12 protein-coding genes are annotated in these 14,933 nt (G+C 43.5%); 3 read left to right on the plus strand and 9 right to left on the minus strand.

The genetic code is table 11. The annotated features are described in order from the left end of the window. Nucleotides 1-85: 85 nt before the first annotated feature. From G563_RS0126160 to G563_RS35925, 3 genes are read right to left on the minus strand one after another with little or no spacing between them, the layout of a single operon-like run. Nucleotides 86-3,199: an efflux RND transporter permease subunit gene (locus tag G563_RS0126160; protein ID WP_028667936.1), complete on the minus strand. Its 3,114-nt coding sequence runs from the start codon at nt 3,197-3,199 to the stop codon at nt 86-88. Nucleotides 3,200-3,202: 3 nt separating this feature from the next. After that, nucleotides 3,203-4,285, minus strand: coding sequence for an efflux RND transporter periplasmic adaptor subunit (locus G563_RS0126165; RefSeq protein WP_028667937.1), 1,083 nt, complete (start codon nt 4,283-4,285; stop codon nt 3,203-3,205). A 20-nt stretch (nt 4,286-4,305) separates the two neighbouring features. Further along, nucleotides 4,306-5,571, minus strand: a complete 1,266-nt coding sequence (locus G563_RS35925; RefSeq protein ID WP_169579814.1) for a TolC family protein — start codon at nt 5,569-5,571, stop codon at nt 4,306-4,308. Between the two features lie 467 nt (nt 5,572-6,038). Between G563_RS35925 and sufC the strand changes: the two genes are divergently transcribed. The 3 genes from sufC (at nt 6,039) to G563_RS0126185 (ending at nt 9,315) form a co-directional block, all read left to right on the plus strand. Continuing rightward, entirely contained in the window at nt 6,039-6,794 is a 756-nt protein-coding gene (sufC, locus tag G563_RS0126175; RefSeq protein ID WP_028667938.1) for a Fe-S cluster assembly ATPase SufC, read from the plus strand. Between the two features lie 76 nt (nt 6,795-6,870). Next, nucleotides 6,871-8,193, plus strand: a complete 1,323-nt coding sequence (gene sufD, locus G563_RS0126180) for a Fe-S cluster assembly protein SufD (protein ID WP_028667939.1) — start codon at nt 6,871-6,873, stop codon at nt 8,191-8,193. A 186-nt stretch (nt 8,194-8,379) separates the two neighbouring features. Then, the gene (locus tag G563_RS0126185; RefSeq protein WP_028667940.1) at nt 8,380-9,315 is read left to right on the plus strand and encodes a D-2-hydroxyacid dehydrogenase; all 936 of its coding nucleotides are present in this window, start codon (nt 8,380-8,382) and stop codon (nt 9,313-9,315) included. Nucleotides 9,316-9,389: 74 nt separating this feature from the next. On the opposite strand, the gene G563_RS0126190 is transcribed toward G563_RS0126185, so the two are convergent. The 6 genes from G563_RS0126190 to G563_RS0126215 form a co-directional block, all read right to left on the minus strand. Beyond that, nucleotides 9,390-9,926, minus strand: coding sequence for a hypothetical protein (locus G563_RS0126190; protein WP_157585619.1), 537 nt, complete (start codon nt 9,924-9,926; stop codon nt 9,390-9,392). 43 nt (nt 9,927-9,969) lie between these two features. Next, nucleotides 9,970-10,215: a hypothetical protein gene (locus G563_RS0126195; RefSeq protein ID WP_157585621.1), complete on the minus strand. Its 246-nt coding sequence runs from the start codon at nt 10,213-10,215 to the stop codon at nt 9,970-9,972. Next, the gene (locus tag G563_RS0126200; protein ID WP_028667943.1) at nt 10,160-10,510 is read right to left on the minus strand and encodes a hypothetical protein; all 351 of its coding nucleotides are present in this window, start codon (nt 10,508-10,510) and stop codon (nt 10,160-10,162) included. The genes G563_RS0126195 and G563_RS0126200 overlap by 56 nt, the downstream gene beginning before the upstream one ends. A gap of 34 nt (nt 10,511-10,544) precedes the next feature. Continuing rightward, nucleotides 10,545-12,857 (minus strand): TonB-dependent receptor, encoded by a 2,313-nt coding sequence (locus tag G563_RS0126205; protein WP_084650987.1) that lies wholly within the window; start codon nt 12,855-12,857, stop codon nt 10,545-10,547. 7 nt (nt 12,858-12,864) lie between these two features. Next, nucleotides 12,865-13,833, minus strand: coding sequence for a DUF4249 family protein (locus tag G563_RS0126210; RefSeq protein WP_028667945.1), 969 nt, complete (start codon nt 13,831-13,833; stop codon nt 12,865-12,867). A 246-nt stretch (nt 13,834-14,079) separates the two neighbouring features. After that, complete coding sequence (locus G563_RS0126215; protein ID WP_028667946.1) at nt 14,080-14,712, minus strand: Crp/Fnr family transcriptional regulator; 633 nt, start codon at nt 14,710-14,712, stop codon at nt 14,080-14,082. Nucleotides 14,713-14,933: the final 221 nt, after the last annotated feature.

Genomic DNA, 14,933 nt, shown 5'->3' on the forward strand with positions numbered 1-14,933 from the left:
TCGTCGGAATGACAAAATAATAAATAAAAGAAACGCTACTCGGAAGTCCAAGTAGCGTTTTCTGCCATTAATTAAACCATTGAAGTTACTGTTTTAATAATTGTTTGCGCTTTTCGCGGCTGCTGTAAATCCATTCATATACGGTAGGAAGGATGAGCAACGATAATAAGGTAGCCGTGATAAGCCCACCGATGACGACAATCGCCAGTGGTTTTTGGGTTTCGGAGCCAATCCCCGTCGAAATCGCGGCGGGTAATAAGCCCAAAGAAGCCATTAAAGCCGTCATTACAATGGGGCGAAGCATCGACTTAGAACCTTCCTTAATCGCCTCAATCAACGGCATTCCTGCTTTTAGGTTTTTGTGGTAATTGTTGATAAGGATGACCCCGTTTTGGGTGGCAATCCCGAACAGGGCAATAAAACCCACACCCGCTGAGATACTGAAGTTAACCCCCGTAAGCAACAGAGCCGCAATCCCGCCAATGAGCGCAAAAGGTACGTTGAGGAGCACCAAAATGGAGTCGAGGGCGTTGCCAAAGGAAACAAATAAGATAAAGAAAATCAAAATCAAGCTGATGGGTACTACCAAGGCCAAGCGATTTTGGGCGCGTTGTTGGTTTTCAAATTCCCCGTTCCATTTCATTTCGTAGCCTTTGGGCAATTTTACGACGGCGTTTACTTTCTTTTGGGCTTCGGCAATGGTGCTTCCCAAGTCGCGGCCACGCACCGAAAATTTCACGGCGATAAAACGAGCGTTGTCTTCGCGGTAGATAAAGGCTGGCCCAGCTACGTTTTCAATACTTGCTATTTGTTTTAACGGTATTTTTCCGCCGTTGAGGGTAGGCACTTGGAGCTGACCAATTTGCTCAATCGACGAACGAAACGGCTGGTCGTAACGAAGGCGTAAATCAAATTTCTTTTCCCCCTCAAACACTTGGCTCACGGCTTTTCCTCCAATCGCCATTTCAATGACCGCATTGGCATCGGCGGCGTCAATGCCATATTGGGCCATTTTATCGGGGTTGAGGGTAATGCGAAGTTCGGGTTGGCCTAAATTACGGAATACCCCCAAATCTTCCACCCCTTGGACATTTTTGAGCACGTTGAAAACCTCCGTGATTTTTTTGTCCAACACATTGAGGTCGTCTCCTTGGACTTTTACCGCAATCGATCCTTTTACCCCCGAAACAGCTTCGGCAACGTTGTCGGAAATGGGCTGCGAAAATCCAAAATCAACGCCTCTGAAACCTGCCAATTTGGCTTGCATTTCGGCCACCAATTGGTCTTTGGTGATGTTGCGTTTCCACTCGTTGGCGGGGTACAAATCCACAAAAAATTCTTGGTTAAAAAAGCCTGTAGGGTCGGTGCCGTCGTTGGGGCGGCCTGTTTGGCTAATGACGCCTCTCACTTCAGGAAATTGTTCAAACACCTGACGGAACTTGCGTGTAAAGTGGTAGCTGTCTTCGAGGCTGATACTAAGGGGCATACTCGCCCGAACATAAATTGAGCCTTCGTTGAGCTGGGGCAAAAACTCTGACCCTACAAAGTGGAACGCCCCAAGTGCCAAACCGAGTGCCGTAACGCCCGCTACCATGGCTCGTTTGGGGTGGTTCATCATGCCGTCGAGCATCGGAGCGTAGGCTTTGTTGAGCCAAGTGATTACGGGATTATGACGTTCTCTGACGTTTTTGTTGAGCAAAATACTACTCAAGACAGGGACAAATGTAAGGGCCAATAACAAAGCTCCCAACAAGGCAAAACCAATCGTAAATGCCAACGGACTGAAGAGCTTTCCTTCCACTTTTTGGAAAGAGAAAATAGGGAGTAAGGCCGTGATAATGATGAGCTTGGACGTAAAAATGGATTTTCCCATTTCGACGGCTGTTTTGAGGATTCGGCTAAGTTTAGCGCGTTTGTTGAAGCGTTCCATGCCCTCTTTTTCGGCCCAGTGCGCCAACATCACAAATAGCCCCTCGACCATTACTACTGCCCCGTCGATGATGATACCGAAGTCGATGGCACCGATGGAAAGGAGGTTGGCAGTCATGCCTTTGGCTCGCATTAATATAAAGGCAAACAACAACGCCAATGGAATGATGAGCGCAACCGTAACCGTAGTGCGCCAATCGGCCAAGAATATCAGCAAGATGACCGTCACCAGTGTAATCCCCAGCGCTACGTTTTCACCCACGGTGTGCATGGTGTGGTTGTTGAGTTCGGTACGGTCGTAAAATACCTTGATTTTAACGTCTTGGGGCAACACCGTTGAGTTGAGGTAGGCTACTTTTTCTTTGAGCTTTGGCAATACTTCGCCTGGGTTTTCACCTTTGCGCATCAACACAATGCCTTCGACCACGTCGTCGTGGAAATCGCGACCAACAATGCCCAACTGCGGTAAATTAGAAGGACGAACCGTACTGATGTTTGAAATCCTGACAGGAACACCGTTGATGTTTTTGACAATGATTTTTTCAATGTCAGGTACATTTTTTACAATCCCAATCCCACGTACTACAAATGCTTGCTGACCTTCGCGCAGGATGTCACCACCCACGTTTACGTTGGCGCGTTGGAGTGCGCCGTACACGTCGAGGGCAGTAAGGTTGTATTTGGTGAGTAAGTTGGGGTTCACACTTACTTCAAAAGTACGCACACGTCCGCCAAAACTCACTACATCAGCTACGCCCTGTACGGCTTTCAGGTTTTTCTGAATCACCCAATCTTGGATGGTTTTGAGTTCGGTCACTGACTTCGTGGGCGATGTGAGCGTATAGCGATAAATCTCGCCCGTGGGGCCTGCGGGAGGCTGGATTTCGGCATTTACACCGTCAGGCAAGTCCACGTTAGAAAGTTTTTGGCTGGCTTCCATGCGGGCGCTAAAGTTGTCAACGCCGTCCTCAAAAATGATTTTGATAAACGATAAACCAAACAAATTGACGCTCCGAATGGCCGTACGGCGGCTAATGGAGTTCATTTCGGTTTCAATCGGAATCGAAATAAAACGTTCTACTTCTTCGGCACTCCGACCAGGCCATTGCGAGATAATGACCACTTCGGTATTGGTAACGTCGGGATAGGCTTCAACGGGGGTATTGTAAAAACTTACGGCCCCAGCAATTACTACCAACAAGGTGACAAAAAAGACGATTCCCTTGTTTTTGAGTGAAAAGCCAATGATATTTTTGATGAATTTGTTCATGACTTAGTCGGTTAATTCATTGAATAACAAGAGCGCGCCTTCGGTCACGACTTGGTCGCCGTCGCGGAGATTGGCTTTGATGTAGCTGTATTTGGAGGTGCTTTTGATGACTTCTACGGGGACGGATTGGTAATTGCCCTTGCCTTTGTCGAGAATGACAAAGTAGCGATCTTCGCTAAAAATGACCGATTTGGGATTGACGGCCAACAGTTTTTCTGGTTTTTCGATGTGCAGTTTTACCGTACAAAACATATCGGGTTTGAGCAAGCCCCCTGGATTCTGAAGCACTACCCGTGCTTGCAGCACTTTACTGTCGTTGTCAATAACCTGACTGATGTTATCAATACGGCCCTGAAACACACGGTCGGGATACGCAAGGGTACTGATATTTACTTCTTGACCTACTTTGACGGCCTGAATATCAGACTCATAAATATTGATAAGCACCCACACATCTGAAAGGTTTGAAATCGTGAAGAGGCTGTTGCCGTTGTCGGGGCGAATTTGCATATTGGGGTTGATGTTACGCTCTACAATGTAGCCACTTACGGGTGCCGTAACGGTAAAAATAGGCTGACTGTTTGTTGAAGTTCCGCCGTACATTTTCAACACTTGGCTCGAACGCTCTAATTCAGAAGAGGCTATTTCGAGTTGTTTGCGGGCATTGACCAAGTCATTTTCTGACGAAAACTTGGTTTTGTACAACTGTTCTACGTTGTCGGCGTTGCGCTTGGCAATGTCGTAGTTCGATTTGGCGGTGTTATAATCCTTCACAAATTGGCTGACGTCTGCGCTTTGAAGTTTGGCCAATACTTGCCCTTTTTTGACAAAAGCCCCCAACTCGGCATTGACATCCAGTACATTCCCGCTGACCATTGGATACACGCGATCCACTTGTTTTTGGTCAAACGATACTTGCCCCGTAAACTGTAATTCTTGTTCGTAGTTGCGGAGTTGGACCGTATCGGTACGAAACGCCGAGCCCATGTCTTTGGTCTTGGGTTCCTCGTTTTTTTGTTCGCTTTGGCACGAGAGGAGAACGAATGCGGGTAAACACAGTACCCACAACAGTAACTTGGTTTTCATTGGTATGACAGAATTGAGAGTTAAAACACCTTAGAATTGGTGACGTAGTTAAGTTGTTGCTGTGCTTGATACAGACGATTCGAGCTATCAATTAGCATCATTTGGGCATCTTTATAAGCCCTGATTTTGTCAATAAAACTCACTAAATCAATCACCCGACGGGTGTAGTCTTCGGTGGCGTTTTTAGAAATATCTTGGATACTTTGGAGGTATTCGGGGGTGATTTTGGCTTGTAACTGCGTGGCTTGGCTGTATTGTTGGTAAGCGTTTACAACTTCTTGTTCTACCTGAATCCCTACGGCGTTGCGGCTTTCTTTGGCTTGGTCAATACCCCAGCGAGCGGCTTGGATATTGCCTTGGTTTTTATTTCGAATGGGTAAATCAATCAATGCTTGTACTCCTATGTAATTGGGGAATGGTCCACCTACGTGTTGGTAATCAGCACCCAAGGTAAGGTTAGGCGTAGCGAGGGCTTTTTGGTAGGTAAGATTTTGCTGGTTGTAGGTGATTTGCTGGTCGGCGAGTTGCAAATCAGGGCGTTGGGATAGCGCTTGGTTGACCAAATCGTTCAGAGGTTGCGCCGTTTTTGAGGCAGTCGTTTCCGTAACGGGAATAATATACGTCGTTCCGTTTACCGCTAATAAAGTTCGCAGTGTAGCTTCGTCTTGGCTGATTTGGGCGTGTAAGTCGGTGAGGTCGCTTTCCCAATTTTTTTGTTCCAGTTCAAGGCGTGTCACTTCGTAAGGAGCAATGACGCCTAATTTGAGCTGAGCCCGAAATGCTTCCAGAAGCGATGCAAGCTGCTGACCTTGCAGCTGAAGCATGGTCAATTTTTGTTGGTTGGTGGCTAAGTTGCCAAACGACTGCGCCAACTGAAACCGAATGTTGCGCATCAAGTCTTGAAAAGCCGATTGTTGGAGCGAAATGTTGGTTTCGGCCAACTGAACGAGTTTGCTTCTTAGCTTCACCAAGCTCACAATTTGCTGTACCTGAACGTTGACGACTCCGCCCGTTGGGTTGTACAAATCAGCATTATGGCCATAAGGAAGCAGTTTGTTGCTGTACCCGTTGTAGAGGTTGGTTTCTACAAATAAGTTGGGGTTGTACCAAAGCTTGGCTTGTTCTTTGGCAGCTTCGGCTACATTGACGTTGTATTTTTGGGCCAATAGTACGAAGTTTTTTTGCAGGAATTGTTGTTCAGCTTGTGCCAAAGTAAGACTCAAGGAGTCAGATTGCGCGTGAACAAAAGCTGGACAAATCAAGAATGTCCAGAATACGAGAATCAATGGTTTAATACGCATAACTTAAAATGAAAAGTGGCTGCATTTGAGATTTCAGATAGCTGAAAGCTTCAAAGTGAGAGAAATTTATTAAAATATCATGGCTATTGTGGAGGAGGAATTAGGCTGATAGTAGGAGAGAGCGCTTTACACATTACTCCTATTTTCCAAGGTGCTTTCATGATGAGAGATGTTGTTTGTTTGGTGCATCAAAGGTGAAACAACAATATTAAAGCGGTTTTAAAGCCATATTAAAACAGGGTTAAAGTTAAACCCACAACGCTCATCCGCTGAGTGCTAGTGATGAATAAAAAAGATAAAACAAACATTTTGGTAAAATCCCCAACTTTTCGATAGGGAGAATTGTTAACAAATCACAAGGGTTTATGAACTCTTTATTGTAATTTTGCAGACTTTTTCTGATGTACTACGAGGCAATGCGCCCGTTATGACCAAGACAAAAACCACTTATTATGCTTACAATCACGGATTTACAAGCTTCGGTTGACCAAAAAGAGATTTTGAAAGGAATCAATTTGGAAATCAAACCCGGTGAAGTCCACGCAATAATGGGCCCCAATGGCTCAGGTAAAAGTACTTTAGCCTCTGTATTGGCAGGTCGCGAAGAATACGAAGTAACGGGAGGAAGTGTTGACTTTGAAGGCCAAGACTTGCTCGAAATGTCACCAGAAGAGCGTGCGGCAGCAGGTATCTTTTTGGCATTTCAGTATCCTGTCGAAATCCCAGGAGTTACGACCATCAACTTTCTAAAAACCGCCCTCAACGAAATCCGTAAGTCACGGGGGGAAGAGCCTTTGGATGCTGCGCAATTTTTGAAACTCATGCGCGAGAAAGCCAAACTCGTAAATATTGATGATGCGCTCTTGAAGCGTTCATTGAACGAAGGCTTTTCGGGTGGAGAGAAAAAACGTAACGAGATTTTTCAGATGGCAATGCTCGAACCCAAATTGGCGATTTTGGATGAAACCGATTCAGGGCTTGACATCGATGCGCTTCGCATTGTAGCAGAAGGCGTCAATAAACTACGTACTCCTGAGCGTGCCGTTATTGTGGTGACTCACTACCAGCGTTTGCTCGACTATATTGTGCCTGACTACGTACACGTGTTGTACAAAGGGCGTATTGTAAAATCTGGCCCTAAAGAGCTTGCCCTAGAGCTTGAAGAAAAAGGCTATGATTGGATTAAGGCCGAAGTAGCGGCGTTGTAAATGAGTTAATAGTTAATGGTTAATAGTTAACAGGTTTTTCCTGAGAATTAACGATTAACAATCTTACAAGAAAACAATGAGCAATACTTTCAATAACGACTTAAAACAACAACTCGTTGCTGATTTTCAAGCCAATGAAAGCCGCTTGAATGGCGAAACCAAAACGCCCGTGCATCAAACACGTCGCGAAGCCATGCAAAACTTCGAGAAGTTGGGTTTTCCTACTATCAAGCACGAGGAGTGGAAATATAGTAATGTCAATAGCCTTGTCAAACAAGCCTTTGATTTTAACGTAAAAACTGAGTTTGGCTCCGAAGAACTAGAGACTTTGGCGATTCCTAACTTAGAAGGCAATATCCTCTATTTCATCAATGGTATTTACAATCCTTCGCTTTCACGGATTGTATCACCCGAAAATCAATTACAAATATTGAGTTTTGGGCAAGCCGTCAAAGAGAATCCTAGCCTTCTGGATGATTACTTTGCCAAATATGCCAATTACCAAGACGATGCCTTTACCGCCTTGAATACGGCTTTTGCGCACGATGGCGTAGTGGTCAATGTGCCCGCTGGTAAAGTAGTAGAGCAGCCGATTATTTTGCGTTTTATCACTGATGCGCGTACGGCCAATGCCGCTTCTCAACCCCGTAATTTGATTGTAGTAGGCAAAAATGCAGAAGTAAAAATGGCCGAAGCATTCCGAACAATCGGCGAAAATGGCTCTTTTACCAACATCGTTACCGAAATCGTAATTGATGAAAACGCCAACGTACAATACTATAAAGTACAAAACGAAACCGAGAAAGCCTATCATATCGGTACTACGCAAGTAAGCCAAAAGGCAAATAGTCATTTTTATGCCGTTACGGTGACGGTCAACGGGGGTTTTGTACGCAACAACCTCAATATCGTTCTCGACGGCCAAAACTGCGAGGCTTTCATGTATGGCTTGTATTTTCCGAATGGTAAACAACACATTGACAATCACACCCTGGTAGATCACGCTAAGCCCAATTCGTACAGCAACGAATTGTACAAAGGCGTACTACAAGATAAATCGACTGGGGTTTTCAACGGAAAAATTTTCGTTAGAGACGGTGCCAGCAAAACCAATGCTTATCAGTCGTGCCGCAATGTGGTACTATCCGATGAGGCGTCGATGAATACCAAACCCCAATTGGAAATTTATAACGACGATGTGAAGTGTTCGCACGGAACTACCACCGGCAAACTCAACGACGAAGCTTTGTTTTACATGCGTTCGCGCGGGATTCCGAAAGCCGAGGCTATGACTTTGCTCATGTATGCTTTCTGCGAAGACGTAATCAGCGAAATCAAGATTGAACCCATCAGGGCGTATTTGGAGGGTGTTATTGCCGACAAACTCGCTCAAAAATAATCTTATCTTTATTTATCCTGTTTGCAAATTACCCTTTCCCCGCCTCCCTCGGCGGGGATTTTTTGTAGTTTAAGTTGAGTGAAAAGAGTAAGGTGAAAATTTATAAAAAAAGCATCAAAAAGGGGTAAGTCGTAGAAGCGGATTTCTTTAAAAAAGGTATATCTATCATAAACTAAAACAACTGCTGTGAAAATTGTTTTTTTAGACGCTCGCACCGTAGGAGATGTTCCGAATTTGAATCAACTCGCTGCTTTAGGAGACTTAACCCTCCACGCTGATACCCAACACGACGAAGTAACACAACGGATAGCAGGGGCTGAGGTGGTGATTACCAACAAAGTAAAAGTGACCCGTGAGGCCATGCAAAACACTCCTACCCTTAAGCTCATATGTGTAGCTGCCACAGGGACCAACAACGTGGACTTAGAAGCGGCCAAATCCTTGGGGATTGAGGTAAAAAATGTAAAAGGATACTCTACCGATAGTGTGGCGCAGGAGACTTTTGCGTTGTTGCTGGCCTTGCTCAATTCCACGGCCTATTATGATGCTTATGTCAAATCGGGCGAGTATTCCCAAGAAAAAATCTTTACACACTTAGGGCGGCCTTTTTGGGAAATCAACGGCAAGCGTTTTGGTATCCTCGGTTTGGGCGAAATAGGCCGCCAAGTGGCACGTATCGCAATGGCATTTGGGGCAGAGGTAGTCTATTTTTCGGCTTCGGGCCAAGAATACAACGTTATTTATAAGCGTCTCGAATTAGAAGAGTTTTTACAAACTTGTGATATTGTCTCTATTCACGCACCACTCAGCGCTGCTACCGAAAACCTGATTGATTATCAGCGCCTTGCTTTGATGAAGTCTACAGCAGTATTGCTCAACACAAGCCGTGGGGGAATTGTCAATGAGGCTGATTTGGCGCGGGCTTTAGACGAAGATATGATTGCAGGGGCGGCGATTGATGTATTTACGCAAGAGCCTATCTCGGCTACGCATCCTTATTTACAACTGACAAAAAAAGAAAAACTCATTTTAGCGCCTCACATTGCGTGGTCGAGCATCGAAGCGCGAACGCGCCTGATGCATCGCGTCGCCGAAAATATTGAGCATTATTTAGCGCAGTAAAATCTGTCATAAGTCTTCCCAAGTTAAGTTTTAAGCTTGGGAAGATTGATATTGCCACCATGCTCATTACCCACTCAGGGTACAATGCTTTTGGAGTAATCACCCTTTTCATGAAATGTTACTATTTGGTCATTGGCACAATTGCCCACACACCGACGCCCTGGGTTGACTATTCGCTTGCCTGATACCACGATGTACTGTGTTTTGGCAGGTGGCCGAATGTAAAGTTTGTCGTAGAGGACTTCTTCCAAGCAGGCCAACAGCTCAGGGGTGGGCGTATTTTTCTTTCTCTCAGAGGACTTGGACGCAGTCTCATAGAAAAAAATCAAATCAGCATTACACCAGGCGTATTCGGTGGGAGGGCTATCTTTGTAGCGGTCGTCAATGAGGGCTGTCATGTACCAGCATTTTTCGCCTTTGTCGTTGACAAATCGCCTGATTTCTACAACCCCCTTATTGTTGACAAACCAATGATCTTGAATACAAGAGGTAATGTAATGACTTACAATCATTTTTTCTTGTGGACTGAGGGTATATTCAGAGCAGGGCTTTTGGCAATAAGCCTTCAGAAACAGGCTAGAGCACAGAAAGAGAAAGATGATTTTTTTCATGGATTGCTTTTTAATTTCCAACATACATAGAACTATAGCGTTTTCAGGACATGATACGTAAGGTATAACCCCCTCGTTCATGAAATACCACAATCAAGTCATTGGAACCGTGGCCTAAAAGATGACGACCTGTATTAACAATTCGTTTCCCAAATACGGTGATGTACTGTGTTTTGGCGGGCGGGCGGATGTAAAGTTTGTCGTAGGTGACTTCTTCCAAACAGGCCAACAGCTCAGGGGTAGGCGTAGTTTTTTTTTTCAGAATAAGAGCAGGTCTCAATGCTCTCATAGAAAAAAATCAAATCAGCATTACACCAGGCGTATTCGGTGGGAGGATTGTCTTTGTAGTGGTCGTCGATGACGGCTACTAGGTACCAGCATTTTTCGCCCTTTTCGTTGACAAACCGCGTGATTTTCACGACTCCTTTGTTGTTGACAAACCAATGCCCGTGCACACAAGTCATGATGTAGGAGCTTACAGCCACTTTTTCTTGCTCATTGAGGGTATATTCATGGCAGGGCTTTTGGGAATATCCCACCAGAAATACAATCGAAAACAGAATGGAAAAGATGATTTTTTTCATGGAGTGACCGATTGTAAACTTTGTAAATATGTCACTAAAAATAAAAAATTTGGTAAGAAAAATAAGGCAGAATAGGAAAGAAACCCCGCTGAAAGACTTCATATTTTTCAATTCCCACCCCTTGGACAAAAACAGGGTTTACTTCTAGGTAAAATGGGTTGGTACGATTGTAAGCATTATATAAACCTACATTCCAACGATATTCTCGCCCTTTTTTGGTAATGTTTTTGTAACTAGCGCCCACGTCTAGTCGGTGTATGTGAGGCATTCTGGTTTGATTCCGTCCCGTATAATAAGGCCTAGGTACACCCTGAATCGTAATATACGATGCTAAAGGGAGGTCAATAGGATGGCCAGTTTGATAAATCCAATTAGCTACTAGATTCCACTTAGGAGTAAGTTGGTAGTTGGCAACGATAGTGGCATTGTGTCGACGATCGTATCTAGCATAAAACCAATCTCCATTGTTGATTGCGGGTGTTTGACGTTGGCTTACAGCATAAGTATAGCTGAGCCATCCATTGAGGCGTCCTACTTTTTTTTGTAACATTGTTTCTATTCCATAAGCCCGCCCCTTTACACCGGTAATTACGAGGTCTTGCCAATTTTTCTGGTAATCTGTTACTACGTCAGAGCCGTACTGATATTCTAATAAATCTTGGATATCTTTATAATACCCTTCCAACGAAAAATGAAAACTTGCTTGATCGACTTTCCAGCCTAATTCAAATTGATCAGAACGGATAGGACGAACTTTGGCCGTAGCTGGTACCCATATTTCGTTGGGCAGTCCTACGCCATTAGACGTTACTTGATGCATATATTGCTGCATACGACAATACCCCCCTTGCAAAGAATGGTGCTCAGAAAGACGCCACGTAAGTGAAGCTCGGGGTTCCCAATTAGCATAGGTATGATTTTCAACGCTGAGTTGAGAACGGCGAATACCTAGCTGTGCTCGAAAAGGCTTTAGGTTGATTTCATCTTCTAAATACATGGCTAGTTCGCGGGTGTAGATGGGGAGACTGCCATTTAGATTGGTGGCTAGGGTAGTATTGTTCCGAATTACTTTAAGTTGACCCGGAAAATACCGATGAAAAGTTTGTTCAAAACCTGCACTTATTTTATGAGTATTGGAAGGTGTAAAATCAAAAATGCTTTTAATTGTCCAGTCGCGAATAGAGTTCTTCAGTTGACTTTCATCTTTACTCGATTCTTTTTCGATGGTGTTGACAGTAGTAGAAAGAAATTGGGTATTGAAATGGCTGAACGTGCCTACTACTCGCCAAAATAATTGAGGAAGTAAAGAGCGATTATATCTTAAAGAGGAAGTGATACTACCCCAGTCTAAGGAATTTTGTGTTTTCTTTTCGGAAGAACGGCTTCCACTCTGAAGATTGTCATGGTTAGAATACACACTAAACAGCAACTGGCTATTATCTTCAAAAGTATGATTGAGTTTAAGATTTAGATCATAAAACCAAAAATTAAAGCTGTTGCCATAGTTTTTGCGTAAAATTATTTTTCCTAGTTGTCTTAATTGCAGCAATGAGGTATGCATAGTACGGGCTGCTATAAGATACGACGAACGATTTTTTTGGATGGGGCCTTCTATCAGTAATCGTGAATTGAGCATTCCAATCGCAAATTCTTTACGACTACGCTGATTGTTACCTTCTTTCATAGTCAAATCAATGATGGATGCAATCCTACCACCGTATCGGGCTGGAAAAGCACCTTTATAGACATCCATGTTTTTGACAGCATCAGGATTAAAAACCGATACAAATCCAAAGGCATGGGAAGTGTTGTAAACAATCGCTTCGTCCAATAAAACTAAGTTTTGGTCGGGACTACTTCCTCTTACATAAAGCCCCGTAGAACCTTCTTGTCCAGTCATAATACCTGGTATAAAAGCTAGAGATTTGAATAAGTCGGGTTCTCCTAATAGCATTGGAATTTGTTTAAGAGTAGTGATCGGAATACGAACAAGCCCCAAGTAATCACTAGGAGGGTTAGCGTTTTTTATGATTACTTCTTCTAATGTTGAGGGCTCGACTCTTATCGTAACCGTCGAATCTTGACGTAAATGAAGCGTATCTATATAGTTTTTATAACTAGGATAATTACACCTGATTTCTTGAATGCCGGTGGGCAAAGTCAAAACGAATTGCCCGTATTGATTAGTAGTAGTGTATTGATTGGCATTTGAGGAGTATACTACTGCGCCTATGACAGCTTCCCCACTTTCAGCAATAATGACTCTTCCGGATAATTTTACGTTTTTTTGTGCTGTGGCCAACTGATGACATATTATCAATGTAAATACAACCAGAACCCCCTTCATACCCTTTTCATAATTTAACGATTTGAATTTTTCTATTAATGGCTGTCACGATACCTATTCCCCCTTTCACATTAGAGTAAGTAGGCTGGGTCGGGACAAAGGCATTGTCGCTTCCTTCTACTGCGCGGTCAGCTCTTCTAAACAAAATATAATCAGGCAAATAGATTGCACTCAGCACTCGGATTGCATTGGCATTGTTGAAGCTGCTATTCTTGACGTTTTTGTCATAAAATAAAGTATAGCCATCTGCCACAAGTTCAATCTCTTTGGGTGAAGCTCCTAAACATTGGGTATTGTAAGCCAAAGCATAGCGCGAACTGAAAGGAGGAAGGAGTGTAGGGGCTTCGGCATAGCATGGATTTTTTTCAAAGCCCAAGGTATTGTTTGGGTCGATTTCGGTAGGATAGGCTGCTGAGCCATACAGGGTATCTGTGGGGTTGATGAGGAGTGATTCAGCATCTAAAACCATGTAATCGCCACTGTTAGTATTGTTTTCAAGGGTTGCTTTGATTGAAATGGGCTGCCTAAAGGTCCTGTTTATATTAATTGGCTCATTGGAAGAAAGGAAGCGAGTGCTTATACTTTTGATCTGAACATCAGCAGGTATACGTATGGGTTTGCTTTCCACTTTTTCATGTCCTTCTACAAAAGCTTTAAGAGTATATACTTTGTTGGGTTGAATTGTATAGTTAGGGAATTCATATTGCCCAAGAGTTTGATTGAAAGATAGTACACCTATTAAGTTTTGATTTTCCCAAAGCTCTACAATGGCATTTTCGTAATAGGTTTTGGAAGGTTTGCTATCAGTCACGGACCAAGTTTTTCCTACGTAAACCAGAGGCGTTTCGTGGGCAACCAATAGGCTGTTGAGTACTACCAAGTGGGTGTTGTTACCCAAAAAAAGTTGTTTATCGCCCTGACAAGCGTTTAAAATTAAGAATAAACCTAAGAGGTAAAGATAGTTTAAGATTTTCATGCTGTAAAGGATGAGAATATGATATTTGCTTTAACGAATTCGTTAAGGCAAATATCATATTAGTATTAAAAGTTGGCATTAATACCCAGTAATCCAGTCTGACCTTTTCTATTTTGAGGATCACCTTGCATATTCGCCTCAATCCTCGTCCGCCAAGATGTCTGGGGGGCTTACTTGTTGTAAAGGTAAAATGGTTTTTTTTAACCGAAGGTAGTTTAAACTACCAAATGCGACCTGCACCAAATTTTATGTCTTTTTCTTCGCCAATCGCGCTCGGATTTTACACAAGGTCACGCGGTGAATCCCTAAATAAGAGGCTATGTGCTTTACTTTGAGTCGATAAGCTGTCTGATGATATAGCTTTAGAAAAAACTCATAGCGTTTTTGAGGGTCGGATTGATGCAGTAAAAGGTTGCGTTCGTGGGTGGTTTCGAGCCAATGACGACACAGATTATCAAACACCGCCTTCAGTTCAGGATACTGACCGATGAGCCGCTGCCAATCGTCGTACCTAATACCTTGTAAGATAGTGGCTTCTTCCGTAATACATGATTCAAGAGCTGGCTTTTTTGAAAGAAGGCAGCCTAAGGCACAAAAAAACGTTCTCGTAGGAGCGAAGCCTGTTGTTTTTTCGCCGTCGGTTTGTTGTTGAAAAAAACGCACCGTACCACTTTTAATCCAATAAATGTGAGGATTGATTTGGTTTTCTCTAAACACTACACATTGAGCAGGTAGGTTGCTTTCGGTAAGGTAAGCGGCAATGGCTTTCTGGCAGGGAGCCGTCAACGAGCCATAATGGAGCAGGGCTGTAACAAAGTTTTCGTCTTGTGTCAGGCACAAATACGCCTCAAAGCAGGAAATAGAATCAAGGTGTGACATAGTAGAGTTTAGGCTGTAAGGTTGGTAATGTACAATTTTAGCTATCCAATTTTCAAGATATTGCTAAACCTAAATCTATATAAAATAACATGGAAAAACAAAACAGGAGAGAACCCTAAACCCTGAAATTCCGGTGAAATCTAACTATTTCCCGGTGAAATGACTATAAAAGTTGAAAACCCTGACCGCCAAGGTACTCAATAGACGCAGATATTTCTGGT

This window comes from Runella zeae DSM 19591, assembly GCF_000423565.1.
Classification (GTDB): domain Bacteria; phylum Bacteroidota; class Bacteroidia; order Cytophagales; family Spirosomataceae; genus Runella; species Runella zeae.

Coding starts and splice junctions, on each gene's coding strand:
- G563_RS0126160 (WP_028667936.1), bottom strand. CDS start 3,199: ATGAACAAATTCATCAAAAATATCATTGGCTTTTCACTCAAAAACAAG.
- G563_RS0126165 (WP_028667937.1), bottom strand. CDS start 4,285: ATGAAAACCAAGTTACTGTTGTGGGTACTGTGTTTACCCGCATTCGTT.
- sufC (WP_028667938.1), top strand. CDS start 6,039: ATGCTTACAATCACGGATTTACAAGCTTCGGTTGACCAAAAAGAGATT.
- sufD (WP_028667939.1), top strand. CDS start 6,871: ATGAGCAATACTTTCAATAACGACTTAAAACAACAACTCGTTGCTGAT.
- G563_RS0126190 (WP_157585619.1), bottom strand. CDS start 9,926: ATGAAAAAAATCATCTTTCTCTTTCTGTGCTCTAGCCTGTTTCTGAAG.
- G563_RS0126195 (WP_157585621.1), bottom strand. CDS start 10,215: ATGAGAGCATTGAGACCTGCTCTTATTCTGAAAAAAAAAACTACGCCT.
- G563_RS0126200 (WP_028667943.1), bottom strand. CDS start 10,510: ATGAAAAAAATCATCTTTTCCATTCTGTTTTCGATTGTATTTCTGGTG.
- G563_RS0126205 (WP_084650987.1), bottom strand. CDS start 12,857: ATGAAGGGGGTTCTGGTTGTATTTACATTGATAATATGTCATCAGTTG.
- G563_RS0126210 (WP_028667945.1), bottom strand. CDS start 13,833: ATGAAAATCTTAAACTATCTTTACCTCTTAGGTTTATTCTTAATTTTA.
- G563_RS0126215 (WP_028667946.1), bottom strand. CDS start 14,712: ATGTCACACCTTGATTCTATTTCCTGCTTTGAGGCGTATTTGTGCCTG.